This is a genomic window from Pseudonocardia sp. NPDC046786 (assembly GCF_040645415.1).
GTDB classification, from domain to species: domain Bacteria; phylum Actinomycetota; class Actinomycetes; order Mycobacteriales; family Pseudonocardiaceae; genus Pseudonocardia; species Pseudonocardia kongjuensis.
In genome coordinates, this window is record NZ_JBEYYF010000006.1 from 240,941 (window position 1) to 258,832 (window position 17,892).

Sequence of the window (17,892 nt, forward strand, 5' to 3'; positions counted from 1 at the left end):
CCGCGCTCAGTCCGGCCGATCCGGTGCGGGCAGCGCCGCGATCAACCCGGTCCTGCCCTCGATCCCCAGCTTGGCGTACGCGTGCGCGAGGTGCGTCTCCACCGTGCGCACCGACAGCACCAGCCGGCGGGCCACCTCGGCGTTGCTCGCCCCCTCGGCCGCGAGCTCGGCGATCTCCCGTTCCCGGCCGGTCAGCCGGGGCCGGACCAGCCGGTCCAGCGCGGGCGTTCGCGCGCCGCAGCCGCCCGCCAGCTCGGTGGCCCGGGCGGCCGACGCCGCGGAGCGGCGACGCTCCCCCGCCCGGTGGTGCGCGGCGGCCGCGGCGGCTGCGACGTCGGCGGCCTCCAGCCGGGCGCCGGCCAGCGCGAGATCGGCGGCCACCCGGTCGAGCCGGCCACCCGCGCCCGGGCCGGCACGGGCCACCGCGGACGCGTGCGCGGCGAACAGCTGCAGCAGCGGTGACCGGCCGCGGGCCGCGCGATCGGCGAGCCGGTCGACGACCCGGTCCGGTCGGCCGAGCCGGGCCACGTCGTGCAGCAGGACGACCTCGGTGACCAGGTCGCCGCGGGCCGCCGCGGACCGCGCCCCGGCGAGCAGCGCGCGGACCGGTGCGGCGCCGGAGTTGTCCGCGGCCTGCAGCCAGGCCCTGGCCCGGGTCACCGCGGCGGCCGCGGCCGGCGGCACCCGCCCGGGCAGGCCGTCGATCAGCGCGCGGGCCCGGTCCCGGTCACCGGTGAGCACGTGCACCAGCGCGAGCGTCGCGGAGCAGTCGGTCGCCAGCCCCAGCGGGTCGCGGTCGGCGGTGCCGGCCCGCGCCTCGGCGAGATTCCGGCCCGCGGCGTCGAGATCCCCCCGGGCCAGTGCGGCGCGCCCACGGTGCCAGGCGATCCAGGCGTCCCCGGCCCAGCCGGGTGCGGCGAGATTGTGGCGGTGCGCGTCCTCGGCGGCGCGCCGGAGATCCTCCGGGCGGCCGGCGACGCGCAGCGCGGACAGCTCCGCGTCCACCAGCAGCAGCCCGGTGAGTGCGGACTCGGCGCGACCGTCCGGGTCCGGGGCCGACCGCACCCCGGCGACGGTGTCGAGCGCCTCGGCGGGACGGCCCGCCGCTGCGAGCCGGCCGGCCCGGGCGGCCGCGGCGAGCGCGGCCCAGCGACCGCCGGGCAGGTCCTGCCCGACGGTTGCGGGCTCGCTCCGCGCGGGCGCGTCCCCGGGATCCGGGTCGGCGCCGGTCCCCGGCCCGGGGTCGCCCGGCACCGGACCCGGCCTCCCGGCGGGCTGCCCCACCTGCGACGACGCGGCCCTGGCGAGCGCGACGCCGTCCAGCCGGGCGGCGGCCTCCAGCACCGCGACCTCCGCGGCGAGCGCGTCCCGGGAGCCGACCGGCTCCCCCGGGCCGGGCCGCTCCCCCGGCGAAATCCGGTCCCCCGGGGCCGCTGACGACGCGAGGCCCGCCGGAGCCACCGGACCGCCCGGTCCCGACCCGTCCATCCCATCCGCTGACGGCTCCCCCGCGAGCGCCTCCTCGGCCGCCGCGAGCGCGGGCTCACCGGCCCGCCGCGCGAGCAGCGCCCGGGTCATCGCGATCCGGGCAGGCCCGTCACCGGTACGCGCCCGCCGGCCGGCCTCCGCCAGCAGCGGCGGGAGCTCGGCCCCGCGGTCCTGCCAGCGCAGCGACTCGATCAGTTCCAGGTGCGCGATCCCGTCCCGGTCGTCGGCGAGTGCCTGGCGGGCGATCCGCTCGGCGCGGGCGTGGTCCAGCTCGCGGTTGGCCGCGGTCGCGGCCGCGACCGGGTCCGGCCGGTCGCCCGGCTCCCGGGCGGCGGGCACGTCCGGCCCGGCGCGCCCCGCCCCGGCGACGACCGCGGCCACGAACGGCGGCACCGCGGCCCGCCCGGCGCGGTCGGTCCGCACCAGCTCGCGGCGGACCAGCTCCCCCGCACCGCCCGGCCCGGCACCCGGCCCGCCCGCCACCAGCCGCTCCAGCGCGGCCCACTCGTCGGGCGCCAGACCGGCCAGCACGAACGATCCGAGCCGCGGCGGCGGCTCCATCGGGCCGTCCCACCGCCACGGACCGGCGCGCCGGGTGAGCCGGCCCGACTCGTGACCCGCGCGCACCAGCTCGCACAGGAACAGCGGGGTGCCCTGGGCCAGCTCGCGCAACCGCTGCGCGGTGCGGGCCTCCACGTCGCCGCCGAGCATGCCGTGCAGCAGCCGGTCGGTGTCCGCCTCGGCGAGCGGTCGGACCGCGATCGGGCGCACGTCGTCGCCGAGGGTGCGCAGCCGGTCGACCGGGGCGCGGTCGCTGCGCTCGGTCGCGACGACCGTCGCGTCCCCGGCGAGCAGCAGCTGCTCCAGCACCGAGCGGGTGAGGTCGTCGAGCCGGTGCGCGTCGTCGACCGCGATCACCGGGCGGTCCCCACGCAGCGCGGCGAGCGCGTGCTGCAGCAGGACGAACCGGTCCGGCTCCCCCGGCACCGGCGGTACCGCGTGCGCGAGGGGGCCCAGCGGGACGTCCGGTCCGGTCCCGGTGATCAGCACGGTGCGGCGCCCCAGATCGCGGGAGATGCGGACGGCCTCACGCAGCAGCCGGGTCCGCCCCACCCCGAGCGGCCCGGTCAGCAGCACGCCGCCCGGTTGCCCGTCGGTCAGGAACCGCTGCAGGACGGCCAGTTCCGGGTCCCGCCCGACCAGCGGCGGATGCGTGCTCAGCACCTCCGGGCCGGCGTCGTGCCGGCGGTCGGACGACGGCGCCACTCCGGCCACGCGATCCTCCCGTCCTCGGCGATCGTCTACCGGTATGTCCGTTTCCGGGGACGGTTCGGTTCAACCCGGTGGCTGTACTCACCCCCCGGCCCACCCCGGCGCGCCGGGCACCGACGCGGCCGGGGCGGCGCTGGTCGCCGCGGCCGTCACCACCGGGCCGGACGCCGCCAGCAGCACCGCGACCGTCACGCCGAGCAGCGCCCCCGCCCGCACCGGCCGTTCCCGGTCCAGCACCCGATCGGCCAGCCCGGCGGCGAGCATCGCCAGCACCGGTCCGAGCAGCAGCACCGCCGCCGTCCGGGTGTCCGGGAACGCCGACGCGGCGAGCAGCACCGCCGCGGCGGTGCCGAGCGGGGCGAGCGGGCGCCGGAAGCGCACGGTCAGCAGCACCAGCACCGCACCGGCCGCGACCGGCGCGAGCTGCATCGCGCCCAGCTCCTGGACGACCCCGGCCCGGCCGGCGAACACCGCGCCACCGAGCGCGGCCGCGGTGCCCGCGACGACCACCAGCGTCCACCGCCCGGCCGGGCGCAACCGCGGACCCAGCTGACCGGTGTGCGCGGCGTGCGCGACGAACGCCGCCAGCGCCACCGCCGCGACCGGCGAGGTCAGCGCGGCGACCGCGCAGGCCAGGTAGGCACCCCGGCCGGCGGCCGGACCGCGGCCGGCGAGCAGCGCGGCGACCAGCAGCCAGAACGCGGCCGGGGCCGCCGGATCGCCCGCCGCGTGCACGACGACCAGCGGCGGCACCGCCCCGGCCAGCACGACGGCCAGGCCGGCGATCGGTGCCGGCAAGCCGATCCGGCGCGCCATCGGCCACAGCAGGACCGCGGTGACCGCGCCGAGCAGCACCCCGGTGACCGGTCCGGACGCCCCGGTCAGCGCGAGCAGCGCCGCGGTCTGCCGCTCACCCAGCCCGAGCGGGTCCGCCGACGCGGCCGCGGCGGGCAGCTGCGATGCCCCGGCCGCCGTGAGCGCACCGACGAGCAGCACCGGAAGCAGGGTGCCGGCGAGCGTCGGCAGCGCCCGGTCGCCGGCGTCCCGGGTCTCGACGAGCCGGCGCAGCAGCGGCGCCCCGAGCAGCGAGAGCACCAGCCCGAGCAGCAGCGCACCGCCGACGATCGGCAGCACCAGCAGCGCGGCGCGGACCGTGCCGAGCACCGCCTCGACCGCGATCCCGTCCCGCACCCCGGCGGCGGCATCGCCGAGGAAGCCACGCGCCCCGCCGAGCATCTCGGGCACGACGACCGGTGCGGCCAGCAGGAACCCGCCGAGGAACACCACCAGGAACGGGACGACGAGTGCCACCCACAGCTCGACGGTGCGGCGGACCCCCGGCCGCAGCCGGGTCAGCTTCGGGTCCGGCGCCGCACCGGGCAGCCGGCTGCGCAGCACCGGGCCGAGGTAACTGAACAGGTCCGGGACGCCGACGATGTCGCTGAGGATGTAGTAGCCGTCGAGCCGGATCATCGGCAGGAACTGCCGGGCCGTCTCCAGGTGCAGCAGCGCCAGCACCACGAGCAGCCAGTCGGTGCCGGTGAGCAGCCAGGTCGCGGCGAGCCCGCCGAGCACGATCGCGTTGAAGTAGACCCCGCCCAGGTCGGTGCGCAGCCGCCCGGCCCGGGACAGCCGGTAGCTGTCGGTCACGGTGCTGTAGAAGGCGGGCCAGACCAGGTAGACGCCGAGCCCCATCGCGCCGGGCCGGGCGCCGCCGTAGCGGCAGGCGGACACGTGCCCGGCCTCGTGGAACGCCCCGGTCGCCAGGAACAGGCCGAGCACCGCCAGCACCAGCGCGGGGTTCGCGACCATCTCGCCCGCCCCCGCGAGCGCACCGGCGATCCCGCCGCCGAACAGCACGACCAGGTCGAGCACCAGCACAGCGACCAGCACCGGGACGACGACGGGCGGCCGGTGCAGCCAGGTGAACATCCCGGCGATCACCCAGGTCACCGACGGCGGCACCACCGGCAGCCGGAATCGCAGCATCAGCAGGTGATCGGGCCGCTGCTCGAGGCGTTCCGACCGATCGTCGTTGTCGGAGCCGGAGCCGGTCTCGACCAGACCGGCCGGGACCAGCCGCTCCCGGACGAGCGCGTCGACGTCGGTGGCGGTGAGGTCCTCCCCGGTCTCCGCGACGACCCGCTCGGCCAGTTCCGCGGCGCCGGAGCGGCCGTCGATCGCCGAGACGATCAGGAAGAGCAGTTCGGAGAGCTGGACGACCTGGCCGTCCGCGCGCACCACGACGTAGCGCTGGTCGGTGTAGCCCGAGCCCTGGTACGGACCCACGAGCTCGATCCCGTCGGCCGGCCGGAACGGCGCCGCGACGAGCTGGGTCGGCGGATCGAGAACCAGGGTCTGCATCGCCTGCCTTCGTCCCGGTGGTGTCGGAAAAGTGCGGAAATTGCCTCGGACGCACCGGAGGGGCGACCCACGGGCCGCCCCTCCGATTATCCGGAAATCGTTTCGCAACGATTCCCGGAGATGGCTCATCGCCAGTTCTGGAAGACCCAGGAGTCGGCGTCGCCGCCGGAGCCGCCGTCGCCGCCGGACCCGCCGTCGCCACCGTCGGACGAGGCGTTGCCGCCGTCGCCGCCGGAGCCGCCCTCGGCCAGCTGATTGGTGCTGCCGCCGTCGCCGATGACGCTGAAGCCGCTGAGCACGGACACGTTGGTGCCGCTGCCGCCGCTGCCGCCGTCGGCCGACGCCGACGAGCTGCCGCCGTCGCCGCCGGAGCCGCCGTCGCCACCGGACCCGCCGATGACGCCCAGCAGGGTCATCTGGGTGCGGGCCGGGAGGAGCTCGGCGTGCTCGGTGTCCAGGTGCCGGGAGATCGAGTCGCTCATCTGCGGACTCCTTTTCTCGGTTCGGATCCGTGGACCTCGGTCCACGCTTTCGGGAATCGGCCCGGTCGAGCCGATCTGGAATCCATCCTGGCCATCCCGGCGAGCGGCCCGCAATCAGATCCGGTACGTACAAATCAATGTGCCGGACCACGTAGGTTCATTCTCGGGGTACGGAGATGGCCGGATCGGCCACTGATCCCGGGCCCAGCAGGATGCCGCTGATCAGTCCGGGCCCGGGCACCGGGAGCGCGTCGCCCAGCGCGATCCGCATCGCGGCCAGACCGGACAGCGCGGCGAGGTAGGTGACGCCGCGCTGTCGCGGGTCCCCGTCGCCGGTCGCCAGCCCGGCCAGGACGTCGAGCAGGATCCGGTGCCGCTGCGCCAGCTCGGCGGTCCGGGGCGGCGGCCCGGGCACCGCGAACGCCTGGTTCATCAGGAGCAGGAACTCGGCGAACCGGTCGTCGCGGGCGATCGCGGCGACCACCTCGCGGGTGAACTCCCGCAGCGCGTCGCCGTCGTGCAGCCGGTCGACGACCGCGTCGAGGCCGTCCGTGGCCTCGCCGACCAGCGCGTCGAACAGGTCCTCCTTGGACGCGTGGTGCCGGTAGACCAGGCCGGTGCTGATCCCGGCGGCGCGCGCGACGTCCCGGATGCCGGTCGCGGCGAAGCCGTGCCGGGCGAACAGCGAGACGGCGGCGGCGCGGATCCGCTCCTCGGTGCGCGCCCGCATCGCGCCGTACTGCTCAGCCGGCCGGGGCACCGCGGTCCAGCCGCATCGAGACGTAGGCGCCGATCCCGGTGCGCGCGGTGTGCGGCACCGGCCGTCGCCGGTACTCGACGAAGCCGAGCTTGCGGTAGAGGTTCAGCGCGGCGGTGTTGACGTCGGCGATGTCCTCCAGCACGAACGCGGTGCAGTCGCTGTGCCGCATCAGGTGTTCGAGCAGCGCGGTGGCGACGCCGCGGCCGCGGTGGGCCGCCGCGGTACCGACGAACTCCAGGGACGCGGTGCCGGGCGGCAGATCGAGGCTGCCGGAGAACTCGCGGCGCAGCATGATCCCGCCGATCCCGCCGCGGATCGGGCCGAGCCGGCGCAGCAGCGGCCACAACCGCGGCCGCACGCTCTGCTGCCTGCCGTCGGTGCGGGCGGCGAGCCCGGCCGGTTCGCCGTCGAGGACGGCGACGTGGAAGAGCTCGGGCACCAGCATGTGCTCGAACGCGTCCGCGAGCCGCCGCGGATCGGTGGCGAACCAGCGGAAGTCCGCGCCGAACGCGTCCAGGTAGAGCTCGACGAGCAGCCGCCGGTGCCGCGCACCAAGCTCCACCGCCGGTACGACGTCGACCATGACCGCCCCCGAGGAGAATGAACTTGTGTTCACTCTACTCCGGGGCGGGCCGGTCAGCTCTCCAGCGCGGCGTCCAGCGTGATCTCGACGCCGGCCAGCGCCTTCGAGACCGGGCAGCCGGCCTTGGCGGCCTCCGCGGCCTCCCGGAAGCCGTCCGCGTCCAGGCCGGTGACCTCGCCGCGGACGGTCAGCGTGATGCCGGTCAGCCGGAAGCCGCCGTTCGCCTCGTCCGGGCCGAGCGAGACGTCAGCGGACACGTCCAGCGACTCCGGGGTCCCGCCGGCCTGGCCGATGTTCGCCGAGAGCTGCATCGCGTAGCAGGCCGAGTGCGCGGCCGCGATCAGCTCCTCCGGCGAGGTGACGCCGCCGGCGTCGTCGGCGGCGCGCTTCGGGAAGCTGACCTCGTAGGTGCCGACCTTCGAGCTGCTGAGCTCGACCTGTCCCGAGCCCTGCTCGAGGGTGCCGTTCCAGGCGGTGCGGGCGCTGCGGGTGGGCATGGTGCCTCCAGGTGGATCGGAATCGGTTGTACGCAACCGGTCAACCCGATCCTGGTGGGCGCGACTCCTCGGCCGGCACCCGTCGCGCCGAAAGGCACCGGCCGGGCGTCGAGCGGTCGCCTCAGCGCACCTCGACCCGGTCGCCGACCTGCAGCGAGGCGTACCAGCGCTCGGCGTTCGCCCGGTCCAGCCGGACGCAGCCGGCCGACGGCGAGTCCAGGTTCCCCTCGTGGAAGGCGATGCCGCCGGGGGCGAAGAACACCGCGAACGGCATCGGGGCGCCGTCGAACTCGGTGCTGCGGTGGTCGCGGTTCTTCCACTCCACCCGGAACGTGCCGAGCGGGGTCTCCTTGCCCTGACCGCCGGGCGCGACCCGGACCGGCCCGGCCTCGATCCGGCCGTCCCGGATGAGCCACGCGGTGCGGCCGGCCCGATCGACGCAGGCGCGCGCCTGGGCGCTGCACGGCGTGCCCTCGGCCCGGCCCTCGGACCCGCCGCGCCCCTCCGAGGGGGCCGCCGGTGCCGCCGGAGCCGGTGCGGCCGAGGCCGTCGCGGCGAGTGCGCCGAGCAGCACCCCCGGCACCAGGACCAGCACCGTGACCAGGGCCGTCATCGTGCGGGACCGCCCGCGGCGACCCCCGACCTCGCGCGTCATCGCACTCCCGCTCGTCACCGCGGCGGCCACCGCGGCCGGCACGTGACCGGTTGAACGACGGCGTCGCAACCTGGTTACCACCCGAAGGTTTGATCTTCGGCCGGGCCACCCGGCCGGGTGCCGGAACGACGGGCCGGGACCGACGCGGAGCGGCCCCGTACGATGCCGTACCGGCACGGGGGGCCGTTGCACCACGAGCGACCGACCGTCCGCGACGCGGCCGGAGCACGGGCCGTCCGACCGGCGGCGGGAACCCCAGCAGGAGGAACCGAACATGCCCGATGCCCACCAGGGCGGCACCGGCGACCGAACCGACCCGACCGCACCCGGCGCAGCCGCGGCCGTGGTCCTGGCTGCCGGGGCGGGCTCCCGGATGCGCTCGGCGACGCCGAAGGTGCTGCACCGGCTCGGCGGCCGCAGCATGCTGGGACACGCGCTGCACGCGGTGGCCGGGGTGCTCCCGGAGCACCTGGTGGTCGTCGTCGGGCACGAGCGGGAACGGGTCGCCGAGGCCGTCACCGGCATCGCCGGCGAGCTCGGCCGCACCGTCACCGCCGCCGTGCAGGAGAACCGGCTCGGCACCGGCGACGCGGTCCGCGCCGGACTCGCCGCGCTGCCGCCCGACCTGGGCGGGACCGTACTGGTCACCTACGGCGACGTCCCGCTGCTCGACACCGCGACGCTCACCGCGCTGGTCGGCGAGCACGAGCGGGCCGGCGCCGCGGTCACGCTGCTGACCTGCGACCCGGACGATCCCACCGGCTACGGCCGGATCGTGCGCGACGAGGCCGACCCGGCCCGGCCGGTGACCGCGATCGTCGAGCACGCCGACGCCACCGCGGAGCAGCGCGCGATCACCGAGGTCAACTCCGGGGTCTACGCCTTCGACGCGGAGTTCCTGCGTGCCGGGATCGGCGGGCTCGCCGCCCACAACTCGCAGCAGGAGCTGTACCTGACCGACCTGGTCGGCGCCGCCGTCGAGGCCGGCCGGACGGTGCACGCCGTCCGCTGCGCCGACGAGTGGCTGCTGCGCGGGGTGAACGACCGGGTGCAGCTCGCCGAGCTGCGCGCGGAGCTCAACCGCCGGGTGCTGCGGCGCTGGATGGTCGACGGCGTCACCGTCGTCGACCCGGCCACCACCTGGGTGGACGTCCAGGTGCGGCTCGGCACCGACGTCGTCCTGCACCCGGGGACGCAGCTGCACGACGCCTGCACGATCGGCGACGGCGCCGAGATCGGGCCGGACAGCACGCTCGCCGGCTGCGTCGTCGGGCCGGGCGCGACCGTCGTCCGCACGCACGGCTCGGAGGCCGAGATCGGCGCCGACGCCTCCGTCGGGCCGTTCGCCTACCTGCGGCCGGGCGCCCGGCTCGGGACCCGCGGCAAGATCGGCACCTTCGTCGAGGTGAAGAACTCCGACATCGGCGCCGGCAGCAAGGTGCCGCACCTGACCTACGTCGGCGACGCCTCGATCGGCGAGATGAGCAACATCGGCGCCTCGTCGGTGTTCGTCAACTACGACGGCGTCCGCAAGCAGCGGACGACGATCGGCTCGCACGTGCGGACCGGCTCGGACACCATGTTCATCGCGCCGGTCACGGTCGGGGACGGCGCCTACACCGGCGCCGGGACGGTGCTGCGCTCGGACGTCCCGCCGGGGGCGCTCGCGGTGTCGGGCGGGACACAGCGCACCATCGAGGGGTGGGTGCCCCGCAAGCGCCCGGGCACACCGGCCGCCGAGGCGGCCGAGCGGGCGGGGGTCCACCCGGTCACCCAGCAGGACGACAGCACCGGCCGGAACAGCGACGCCCGGAACAGCGACAACAGAGACCTCAGCCGAGGAGGCACCGCACGGTGAGCGCGATCGCAGGAACCCCGAAGAAGAACATGATGCTCTTCTCCGGACGGGCGCACCCCGAGCTGGCCGAGCACGTGGCCAAGGAGCTCGACGTCACCGTCACACCGCAGTCGGCGTACTCGTTCGCCAACGGCGAGATCTTCTGCCGGTTCGAGGAGTCGGTCCGCGGCAGCGACGCGTTCGTGATCCAGGCGCACTCCGCCCCGATCAACGACGCGATCATGGAGCAGCTGATCATGGTCGACGCGCTCAAGCGCGGCTCGGCCAAGCGCATCACCGCCGTCATGCCGTTCTGGGGCTACGCCCGCCAGGACAAGAAGCACCGCGGCCGCGAGCCCATCTCGGCCCGCCTGGTCGCGGACATGTTCAAGACCGCCGGTGCGGACCGGATCCTCACCGTGGACCTGCACACCTCGCAGATCCAGGGCTTCTTCGACGGCCCGGTGGACCACCTGTTCGCGCTGCCGGTGCTGGCCCAGCACATCAAGAGCACCCGCCCCGGGGAGGACTTCGCGGTCGTCTCCCCCGACTCCGGCCGGGTGCGCCTCGCCGAGCGCTGGGCGGACACCCTCGGCGGCACCCCGCTGGCGTTCATCCACAAGACCCGCGACCCGCTCAAGCCCAACGAGGCCGTCGCCAACCGGGTGGTCGGTGACATCGAGGGCCGCTGCTGCGTCGTCATCGACGACATGATCGACACCGGTGGCACGGTGGCGAAGGCGGTCGAGGTGCTGCTGGCCGAGGGCGCGACCAAGGTCGTCGTCGCCGCGACGCACGGTGTGCTGTCCGGCCCGGCCACCGAGCGCCTGGCCAACTGCGGCGCCGACGAGGTGATCTTCACCGACTCGCTGCCGATCCCGGCCGAGAAGCGCTTCGACCGGATGACCGTGCTGCCGATCGCGCCGCTGCTGGCCGAGGCGATCCACCAGGTCTTCGAGGACGGCTCGGTGACCAGCCTGTTCGACGGCAACGCCTGAGCGGTCCAACCAGCGCACGACGGCGCCCCACCGATTCGGTGGGGCGCCGTCGTGCCCGTCAGGCCCGCAGCAGGATCGCCACGATGTCCGGTGCGGTGAACTCGCGTGCGTAGGCCGACTCGTCGTACCTGCGCAGGACGCCGAGCTCCACGAGCTGACCGACCAGTCCGTTGGCCCGTGTGTAGGTGACACCGAGCTGTTCCTGCACCTGGCGCACGGTGAAGATCGGCCGGCCGAGCGCGAAGTCGACGAGCAGCGTCGCGTTGTCCGCGCGCAGCCCGCCCGCCCGCACCCGGCGCTTGAGGTCGTCCTGCACCGCCAGGAGCTCCACCAGCCGCTGCTCGGTGTCCCGCGCCGCCGCGGCGACCCCGCGGGCGAAGAACCGGATCCAGCCGTCCCAGTCGGCACGGGTGCTGACCGCCATCAGCGCGTCGTAGTAGTCCGCCCGGCGGGCCTCGAACCACGGGGAGACGGTGAGCGTCGGTTCCACCAGGACTCCCGCGTAGAGGAGCTGGAGCACGATCAGCAACCGCCCGATACGACCGTTCCCGTCGTGGAACGGGTGCAGCGTCTCGAAGTGGTAGTGGCTCATCCCGGCGGCCACGACGGGATCGATGTCGGCGTCCCGGCTCCGCGTGAACCAGTCGATCCAGGTGCGGACCTGCTGTTCCAGCTCCGGGCCGGGCGGCCGCGGGACGAACCGGGCGTCCTGCACACGCATGCCGGGATCGCCACCGACCATCACCTGGATCGAGCGGAGCCGGCCCGTCTGGTCCCCGTCGACCGAGGTGCCGCGGACCAGCGCGGCGTGCAGCTCGGTGAGCAGGGTCATCCCGAACGGCCGGCCCTCCCCGTGCCAGGCGAAGGCGTGCTCCGCCGCGCGGACGTAGTTGATCACTTCGCGGAGGCCCGCGTCCGTCTGGTCCTCCCGCTCGTCGGCGGCGAGCACCACGGGGAGCGGGGCGTAGGTCCCCTCGAGGGCGGACGTGCTCTGCGCCTCACGGCGGAGGACGGGCCTGCGGAGCAGCGCGGGGTTCGGCAGGCGGCGGGCCGAGCTGTCCAGCGCGGCCACCGCCGCGCGGGCGTCGGCCACCGCGTTGAACGTGCTGGCCGACAGAGCGGGCGACTCCAGCGGCAGCGCGGCCGGGACGAACGCGACGTGCTCCCAGCGGCCGTAGCGGATGCTCTCCCCGCTGATCGGAACGAGCATGCCCGGACTGTCCGGACCGAACTCCTCGACGCGCACAACTGAACACTATCGGCAGTTGTGTTGCGTTGTCCGGCGAAATCGGGGACGGAATGCAACACGGCCGCCCGTCCCGTCGCATGCACGTTCCGGGCGTTGCGGGTGGGTGCCACAGGGTGTAAAGCAGCCGTGCCGTAGACTTCGGGCATCTCCGCGGCGAGGGCGGGTGCACGCTGACCCGCCGTGATCGACGTGGGCCGATCCCGGTCGGCTCCTCGCCGCGCGCACGCCTTCCACAGCGCAGAACGCAGCAAGAACCGAGGAGCACCCCCGTGGCCCAGACCCGCATTCCCGCCGAGAACCGGACCGAGTTCGGCAAGGGCGCCGCCCGCCGCACCCGTCGCGCCGGCAAGATCCCCGCCGTGCTCTACGGGCACGGCACCGACCCGGTGCACCTGTCGCTGCCGTCGCTGGAGTTCGCCGCCGTCGTCCGCGAGCAGGGCCGCAACGCCGTCCTGGAGCTCGACGTCGCCGGCAGCGCGCCGCAGCTCGCGCTGACCAAGACCGTCGTCGTGCACCCGCTGCGCCCCTACATCGAGCACGTCGACCTGCTCGTCATCAAGCGCGGTGAGAAGGTCGAGGTCGAGCTCGACGTCGTCGTCACCGGCGACGCCGCCCCGGGCTCGCTGGTCACCCAGGACCTCAACACCGTCCTGGTCGAGGCCGACGTGCTGAACATCCCGGAGAACATCGAGATCTCCGTCGAGGACGCCGAGATCGGCACCCAGTACTTCGCGAAGGACCTGCGCCTGCCGCAGGGCGTCGAGCTGCGCACCGACGAGGAGTACCTGGTCGTCCAGGTCGTCCCGGCCCCGACCGAGGAGGACCTCGAGGCCGAGATCGACACCGAGGGCGCCGGTGTCGTCGAAGAGCCGTCCGACGAGGAGGAGGCCGCCGAGCCGGCCGCCGAGTCCGCCGAGGGTTCCGAGGGCTCGGACGAGTCCTCCGACGACGCCAAGTGAGCCCCGTGCCGGGGCCCGCGCTGGTCGTCGGGCTCGGTAACCCGGGCCCGGACTACGCCGAGACCCGGCACAACGTCGGCACCCGCGTCGCCGCCCTGCTGGCGGCGCGGGCCGGCGCCGGCCGGTTCTCGGTCCACAAGCGGACGAACTCCGACGTGGCCCAGGGCCGGCTCTCCGGTCGGCCGGTGACCGTGGCCGTCCCGAGGACGTACATGAACCTCTCGGGCGGCCCGGTCGCCGGGCTCGTGCAGTACTTCTCGATCCCGCCGGCCGAGGTGATCGTCGTGCACGACGAGCTGGATCTCGAGTTCGGCGTCGTCCGGCTCAAGCGCGGCGGCGGCGAGGGCGGGCACAACGGCCTGCGCTCGATCAGCCGGTCGCTGGGCACGAAGGACTACCTGCGGGTGCGGTTCGGCATCGGCCGCCCGCCCGGCCGGCAGGACCCGGCCGACTACGTGCTGAAGCGGTTCTCGGGCGCCGAGAAGAAGGAGCTCGATCTCGGGATCGACCTAGCCGCGGACGCCACCGAGGCACTGCTGGCCGACGGGCTGGAGGCGGCGCAGAACCGCTTCCACCCGCTGTCCGGCTGACCGCCGGCCGCCCCGGAGCATCCCGCGCGTGTCCCGTCCCGGCCTCGTCGGCGCCGCCGCATCGCTGGTCGGTGCGACGCTGTTCTGGGCGGGCAACTACATCGTCGGGGCCGAGGCGGTGCGCAGCATCGACCCGTTCAGCCTCACGCTGCTCCGGTGGGTGCTGGCGCTGCCGCTGCTGGTCGCGCTCGCCCAGCTGGTCGAACGCCCGGACTGGCGGCGGGTGCTCGCCGCCTGGCCGTGGCTGCTGGCGCTGTCGCTGTTCGGGATGCTCGCCTACACCGGGTTCCTCTACGCCGCGCTGGCGGCGACCACCGCCTTCAACGCCTCGCTGATCAACGCCTTCAATCCGGCGCTGATCGCGCTGGCCGGTGCGGTCCTGCTGCGCGAGCGGCTGACCCCGGTCGCGGTCGCCGGGATCCTGGTCGCGCTGCTCGGCGTGCTGATCGTCGTCACCGACGGCGACCCGGCGACCGTGCTGCGCACCGGGTTCGGCGCGGGCGAGCTGCTGATGCTGGGGGCGATCCTGTCCTGGACCGGCTACGCCGTCGTCGGCCGGCGCGCCCCGGCGCTGCCGCCGATCTCCTCGACCGCCGCCCAGGCCGCGGTGGCGGTGCTGCTGCTCGCCCCGGCCGGCCTGCTCACCGGGGTCACCCTGCCCGACGGCCCGTCGTCGACCGGCTCGCTGCTGTTCATCGTGGTGTTCCCGTCGGTCCTGTCGTACCTGCTGTGGACCCGGGCCCTGCTCGTCCTGCCGGCCGGCAGCGCGGGCGTGTTCCTCAACCTGATCACGGTCTTCACCGCCGCGTTCACGATCGCGGTGGGCGACCCGTACACGTCCGCGCAGCTCGTCGGCGGCCTGATCGTGATCGTCGGGGTCTTCCTCACCTACGGGCGGCACCTGCGCCGCCGGCCCGGCTGACCGGGCCGGGCGGCGCGACGGCGTCAGCCGGGGGTGCCGAGCCGGTCGGCGGTGGCGGCCCGGCGCAGCTTGCCCGACGGCGTCTTCGGCAGGGTGCCCGGCGCGAGCACCGCGACCTCGGCCGGGCGCACCCCGACCGCGGACACCACCCGGCGCACCACGTCGTCCCGGATCGCCTTGACCGCCTCGGGGCTGTCTGCGCCCTTCGCCTCGACCGCTACCGCGAACGACTCGCGGTGCCGCCCCTCGCCTGCGGCCAGCCGCACGGCGACGACGTTCCCGGCCCGGACCCCGTCGGCGGCGGCCGCCGCGCGTTCGATGTCGGTCGGGTAGATGTTGCGGCCGCCCATGATGATGACGTCCTTGGTGCGGCCGCACACGACGACCGCGCCGTCCGGGGTGAGGTAGCCCTCGTCACCGGTGTCGAACCAGCCCTCGGCGTCCTGGGTGGACCGCGGACCGTCGACGGTGAGATAGCCCGGTGTCACGGCCTCGCCGCGCAGGTGCAGCACGCCGACCTCGCGCGGCCCGAGCACCCGGCTGCCGGGGCCGACCGCCCGCACCTCGAGACCGGGCAGCGGCGGCCCGAGCTCGGGGAACTCCCGGACCGGCCCGTCCGAGGCCGGTTCGGCGCGCCGGTGCGTCTCCAGCGACGCGGCGTCCACCCGGTCCACCCTCAGTCCGGTGTGGACCGGCGCGAACGACACCCCGAGCGCCGTCTCGGCCATCCCGTAGGCGCACAGAACCGACTCCGGGCGCAGTCCGAACCGGGCACCGGCCGCGGTGAACGCGGCGACGGCCGCCGGATCGACCGGCTCGGCGCCGTTCAGCGCGATCCGCAGCGACGACAGGTCGAGCTCGCCGTCGCCGACCCGGGCGAGCTGGCGGGCCAGCACGGCGTAGGCGAAGTTCGGCGCCGCGGTCACCGTGCCGCGGTACTTCGAGATCAGCTCCGCCCACAGCCGCGGCCGGCCGAGGAAGTCGACCGGGGTGACCGTGACCAGGTCCAGCCCGACCGTCATCGGGATGGTCAGGAAGCCGACCATCCCCATGTCGTGGAACAGCGGCAGCCACGACACCATCCGGTCCGATGCGACGTCCAGTTCGGACGCGGTGACCATCGAGCCGATGTTCGCGTGCAGGTTGGCGTGGGTGATCCGGACGGCCTTCGGCGCCGCGGTGGAGCCGCTGGTGAGCTGGAGCAGTGCGGTGTCGCCCTCGTCGGCGACGGCGGCGTCCGCGGCGAACGCGTCCGGGTCGCCGTCCAGCGAGTCCAGCGTGCGGAACGGGATGCCCTGCTCCATCAGCACCGGCGCGAGCGCGTCGAACGGCGCCCCGAGCAGCACCATCGACGCGTCGATCATCTTCAGCGTGGTGACGGTGTCCGCCGCCCACTCCGCGAGGTCGGTCCGCGGGGTCGGCTGGTGCAGCATCGTGACGCTGCCGCCGCGCAGCCACACCGCCTGCGCGGTCGGTGCGATCGCCGCCGGCTCGCCGGCGAGCACCCCGACCGCCCCGCCGGCCGGGAGCGCGGGCGCGCCGTCCGCGCCAGGCCTGCGCAGCGCGTCCGCGCAGCCCCGGGCGGCCCGGTGCACCTCCGCCCAGCTGCGCCGGGTCGGCTCGCGCGGCTCCCCGGTGGTCATCCCGCGGGCATCCCGGTCAGGACCGGTCGCGGACTCCAGCAACGTCGCCAGGAATCGGGACATGCGCCCGACCCTAGCGACGAACCGGGCACGCGCGCCGCCGCGATCGGTGACCGGCTGATCCGGCACGGGCCCGGGCGTAGCATCCGGGCCCATGACGGACCAGCAGATCAGCACCCCGCCGGCCGAGCTCGCCGAGGCGGTCGCGGCCGTCCTGCCCGGGGCGCGCACCGACCTGGAGGCGCTGGTCCGCATCCCGAGCATCTGGGCCGATCCGGCGCACGCCGACGACACCCGGCGCTCCGCCGACGCGGTCGCCGCGCTGGCCCGCGACGCCGGCGCGGCCGACGTGCAGGTGATCTCCGCCGGCGGTGGCGCGCCGGCCGTCGTCGCGCACTGGCCGGGCCCGGAGGGCACGCCGACCGTCATGCTCTACGCCCACCACGACGTCCAGCCGACCGGCGGCGACGAGCACTGGACGACGCCCCCGTTCGAGCCGACCGAGCGGGACGGCCGGCTCTACGGCCGCGGCGCCGCCGACGACAAGGCCGGCGTGATGACCCACCTGGCGGTGCTGCGCGCCTACGACGGGCGGCCCCCGGTCGGGGTGGTGCTGTTCATCGAGGGCGAGGAGGAGTCCGGCTCGCCGACGCTGACCGCGCTGCTCGCCGAGCACCACGCGAGCCTCGCCGCGGACGTCATCGTGATCGCCGACGCGGCCAACCCGGCGGTCGACGTGCCGGCGCTGACCACCAGCCTGCGCGGGCTGGTCGACGTCGTCGTCGAGGTGTCGATGCTGGAGCGGCCGGTGCACTCCGGGGTCTACGGCGGCCCGATCGGCGACGCGCTCACCGCGCTCTGCCGCACGCTGGCGACCCTGCACGACGACAAGGGCGAGGTCGCCGTGCCCGGCCTGGTGCACGGCAGCTCGGACGCCCCCGACCCGGACGAGGCGACCTACCGGGCCGACGCCGGTCTGCTCGACGGCGTCGAGCTGATCGGCTCCGGCAGCATCCCGGAGCGGGTGAACGTCAAGCCCGCCGTCGCCGTGCTCGGCATCGACGCGCCGCGGGTCGCCGAGGCGTCGAACGTGCTGCTGCCGCGGGCCCGGGCGATGGTGAGCATGCGGCTAGCCCCCGGCGAGGACGCGGCGCAGGCGCAGCGGGCGCTCGCCGAGCACCTGGAGCGGAACGTGCCGTGGGGCGCGCACGTGACGGTGACCCCCAGCACCGGGGTCGCCGAGCCGTTCAGCCTGTCCGCGACCGGCGAGGTGTACGACCACGCCCGCGCCGCCTTCTCCTCGGCGTACGGCAACTCCGCGGTGGAGACCGGCATCGGCGGCTCGATCCCGTTCATCGCCGAGTTCGCGCGCACCTTCCCGGGCGCCGCGGTGCTGGTCACCGGTGTCGGCGACCCGGCCAGCCGGTGGCACGGCATCGACGAGAGCCTGCACCTGGGCATGTTCGGCCGCGGTGTGCTCGCCGAGGCGCTGCTGCTGAGCCGGCTCGGCGGGCAGGACTGACCCGGACCGGCCCCGGCCGGTCCGGTGACCCGGCCGGGCCCGCCGACTGGGCCGGGGCCGGATCGGGTATC

At 75.4% G+C, this 17,892-nt stretch carries 15 protein-coding genes; 6 read left to right on the forward strand and 9 right to left on the reverse strand.

Going from position 1 to position 17,892, the window contains the following annotated elements; all coding sequences use genetic code 11:
* Positions 1–6: 6 nt before the first annotated feature.
* The 7 genes from ABZ881_RS10285 to ABZ881_RS10315 form a co-directional block, all read right to left on the reverse strand.
* Positions 7–2,763 (reverse strand): LuxR C-terminal-related transcriptional regulator, encoded by a 2,757-nt coding sequence (locus tag ABZ881_RS10285; protein ID WP_358483476.1) that lies wholly within the window; start codon positions 2,761–2,763, stop codon positions 7–9.
* A gap of 78 nt (positions 2,764–2,841) precedes the next feature.
* Positions 2,842–5,124: a hypothetical protein gene (locus ABZ881_RS10290; RefSeq protein WP_358483477.1), complete on the reverse strand. Its 2,283-nt coding sequence runs from the start codon at positions 5,122–5,124 to the stop codon at positions 2,842–2,844.
* 125 nt (positions 5,125–5,249) lie between these two features.
* Positions 5,250–5,606, reverse strand: coding sequence for a hypothetical protein (locus tag ABZ881_RS10295; RefSeq protein WP_344026705.1), 357 nt, complete (start codon positions 5,604–5,606; stop codon positions 5,250–5,252).
* A 157-nt stretch (positions 5,607–5,763) separates the two neighbouring features.
* Positions 5,764–6,366 (reverse strand): TetR/AcrR family transcriptional regulator, encoded by a 603-nt coding sequence (locus tag ABZ881_RS10300; protein WP_358483479.1) that lies wholly within the window; start codon positions 6,364–6,366, stop codon positions 5,764–5,766.
* Positions 6,350–6,949, reverse strand: a complete 600-nt coding sequence (locus ABZ881_RS10305; protein ID WP_344026709.1) for a GNAT family N-acetyltransferase — start codon at positions 6,947–6,949, stop codon at positions 6,350–6,352. Before ABZ881_RS10305 ends, ABZ881_RS10300 begins: the two co-directional genes overlap by 17 nt.
* Before the next feature lie 53 nt (positions 6,950–7,002).
* The gene (locus tag ABZ881_RS10310) at positions 7,003–7,446 is read right to left on the reverse strand and encodes an OsmC family protein (protein WP_344026711.1); all 444 of its coding nucleotides are present in this window, start codon (positions 7,444–7,446) and stop codon (positions 7,003–7,005) included.
* Between the two features lie 121 nt (positions 7,447–7,567).
* Positions 7,568–8,059, reverse strand: coding sequence for a L,D-transpeptidase (locus tag ABZ881_RS10315; RefSeq protein ID WP_358483481.1), 492 nt, complete (start codon positions 8,057–8,059; stop codon positions 7,568–7,570).
* Positions 8,060–8,474: 415 nt separating this feature from the next.
* Between ABZ881_RS10315 and glmU the strand changes: the two genes are divergently transcribed.
* Positions 8,475–9,959: a bifunctional UDP-N-acetylglucosamine diphosphorylase/glucosamine-1-phosphate N-acetyltransferase GlmU gene (gene glmU, locus ABZ881_RS10320; protein ID WP_358483580.1), complete on the forward strand. Its 1,485-nt coding sequence runs from the start codon at positions 8,475–8,477 to the stop codon at positions 9,957–9,959.
* Positions 9,956–10,936, forward strand: a complete 981-nt coding sequence (locus tag ABZ881_RS10325; protein ID WP_344026715.1) for a ribose-phosphate diphosphokinase — start codon at positions 9,956–9,958, stop codon at positions 10,934–10,936. The genes glmU and ABZ881_RS10325 overlap by 4 nt, the downstream gene beginning before the upstream one ends.
* 58 nt (positions 10,937–10,994) lie before the next feature.
* Here ABZ881_RS10325 and ABZ881_RS10330 read toward each other — a convergent pair whose 3' ends face one another.
* Positions 10,995–12,146 (reverse strand): Fic/DOC family N-terminal domain-containing protein, encoded by a 1,152-nt coding sequence (locus ABZ881_RS10330; protein WP_358483485.1) that lies wholly within the window; start codon positions 12,144–12,146, stop codon positions 10,995–10,997.
* Positions 12,147–12,454: 308 nt separating this feature from the next.
* Between ABZ881_RS10330 and ABZ881_RS10335 the strand changes: the two genes are divergently transcribed.
* Genes ABZ881_RS10335 through ABZ881_RS10345 form a run of 3 tightly spaced genes read left to right on the forward strand, consistent with a single transcriptional unit; the run spans position 12,455 to position 14,656 of the window.
* Complete coding sequence (locus tag ABZ881_RS10335; RefSeq protein ID WP_344026719.1) at positions 12,455–13,144, forward strand: 50S ribosomal protein L25/general stress protein Ctc; 690 nt, start codon at positions 12,455–12,457, stop codon at positions 13,142–13,144.
* Entirely contained in the window at positions 13,141–13,734 is a 594-nt protein-coding gene (gene pth, locus ABZ881_RS10340) for an aminoacyl-tRNA hydrolase (protein ID WP_344026721.1), read from the forward strand. The genes ABZ881_RS10335 and pth overlap by 4 nt, the downstream gene beginning before the upstream one ends.
* Positions 13,735–13,762: 28 nt before the next feature.
* Entirely contained in the window at positions 13,763–14,656 is an 894-nt protein-coding gene (locus ABZ881_RS10345; RefSeq protein ID WP_358483487.1) for a DMT family transporter, read from the forward strand.
* A gap of 23 nt (positions 14,657–14,679) precedes the next feature.
* Here the strand turns inward: ABZ881_RS10345 and ABZ881_RS10350 are convergent, their stop codons facing one another.
* Positions 14,680–16,362: a fatty acyl-AMP ligase gene (locus tag ABZ881_RS10350; RefSeq protein WP_358483488.1), complete on the reverse strand. Its 1,683-nt coding sequence runs from the start codon at positions 16,360–16,362 to the stop codon at positions 14,680–14,682.
* Positions 16,363–16,453: 91 nt separating this feature from the next.
* Between ABZ881_RS10350 and ABZ881_RS10355 the strand changes: the two genes are divergently transcribed.
* Positions 16,454–17,821, forward strand: coding sequence for a dipeptidase (locus ABZ881_RS10355; RefSeq protein WP_358483490.1), 1,368 nt, complete (start codon positions 16,454–16,456; stop codon positions 17,819–17,821).
* The last annotated feature ends 71 nt before the right edge of the window (positions 17,822–17,892 follow it).

What these genes read in the sequence shown, in the direction of transcription:
- ABZ881_RS10305 (WP_344026709.1), bottom strand. Translation starts at nt 6,949, where the DNA reads ATGGTCGACGTCGTACCGGCGGTGGAGCTTGGTGCGCGGCACCGGCGG.
- ABZ881_RS10295 (WP_344026705.1), bottom strand. Translation starts at nt 5,606, where the DNA reads ATGAGCGACTCGATCTCCCGGCACCTGGACACCGAGCACGCCGAGCTC.
- glmU (WP_358483580.1), top strand. Translation starts at nt 8,475, where the DNA reads ATGCGCTCGGCGACGCCGAAGGTGCTGCACCGGCTCGGCGGCCGCAGC.
- ABZ881_RS10330 (WP_358483485.1), bottom strand. Translation starts at nt 12,146, where the DNA reads ATGCTCGTTCCGATCAGCGGGGAGAGCATCCGCTACGGCCGCTGGGAG.
- ABZ881_RS10315 (WP_358483481.1), bottom strand. Translation starts at nt 8,059, where the DNA reads ATGACGGCCCTGGTCACGGTGCTGGTCCTGGTGCCGGGGGTGCTGCTC.
- ABZ881_RS10290 (WP_358483477.1), bottom strand. Translation starts at nt 5,124, where the DNA reads ATGCAGACCCTGGTTCTCGATCCGCCGACCCAGCTCGTCGCGGCGCCG.
- ABZ881_RS10355 (WP_358483490.1), top strand. Translation starts at nt 16,454, where the DNA reads ATGACGGACCAGCAGATCAGCACCCCGCCGGCCGAGCTCGCCGAGGCG.
- ABZ881_RS10310 (WP_344026711.1), bottom strand. Translation starts at nt 7,446, where the DNA reads ATGCCCACCCGCAGCGCCCGCACCGCCTGGAACGGCACCCTCGAGCAG.
- ABZ881_RS10350 (WP_358483488.1), bottom strand. Translation starts at nt 16,362, where the DNA reads ATGTCCCGATTCCTGGCGACGTTGCTGGAGTCCGCGACCGGTCCTGAC.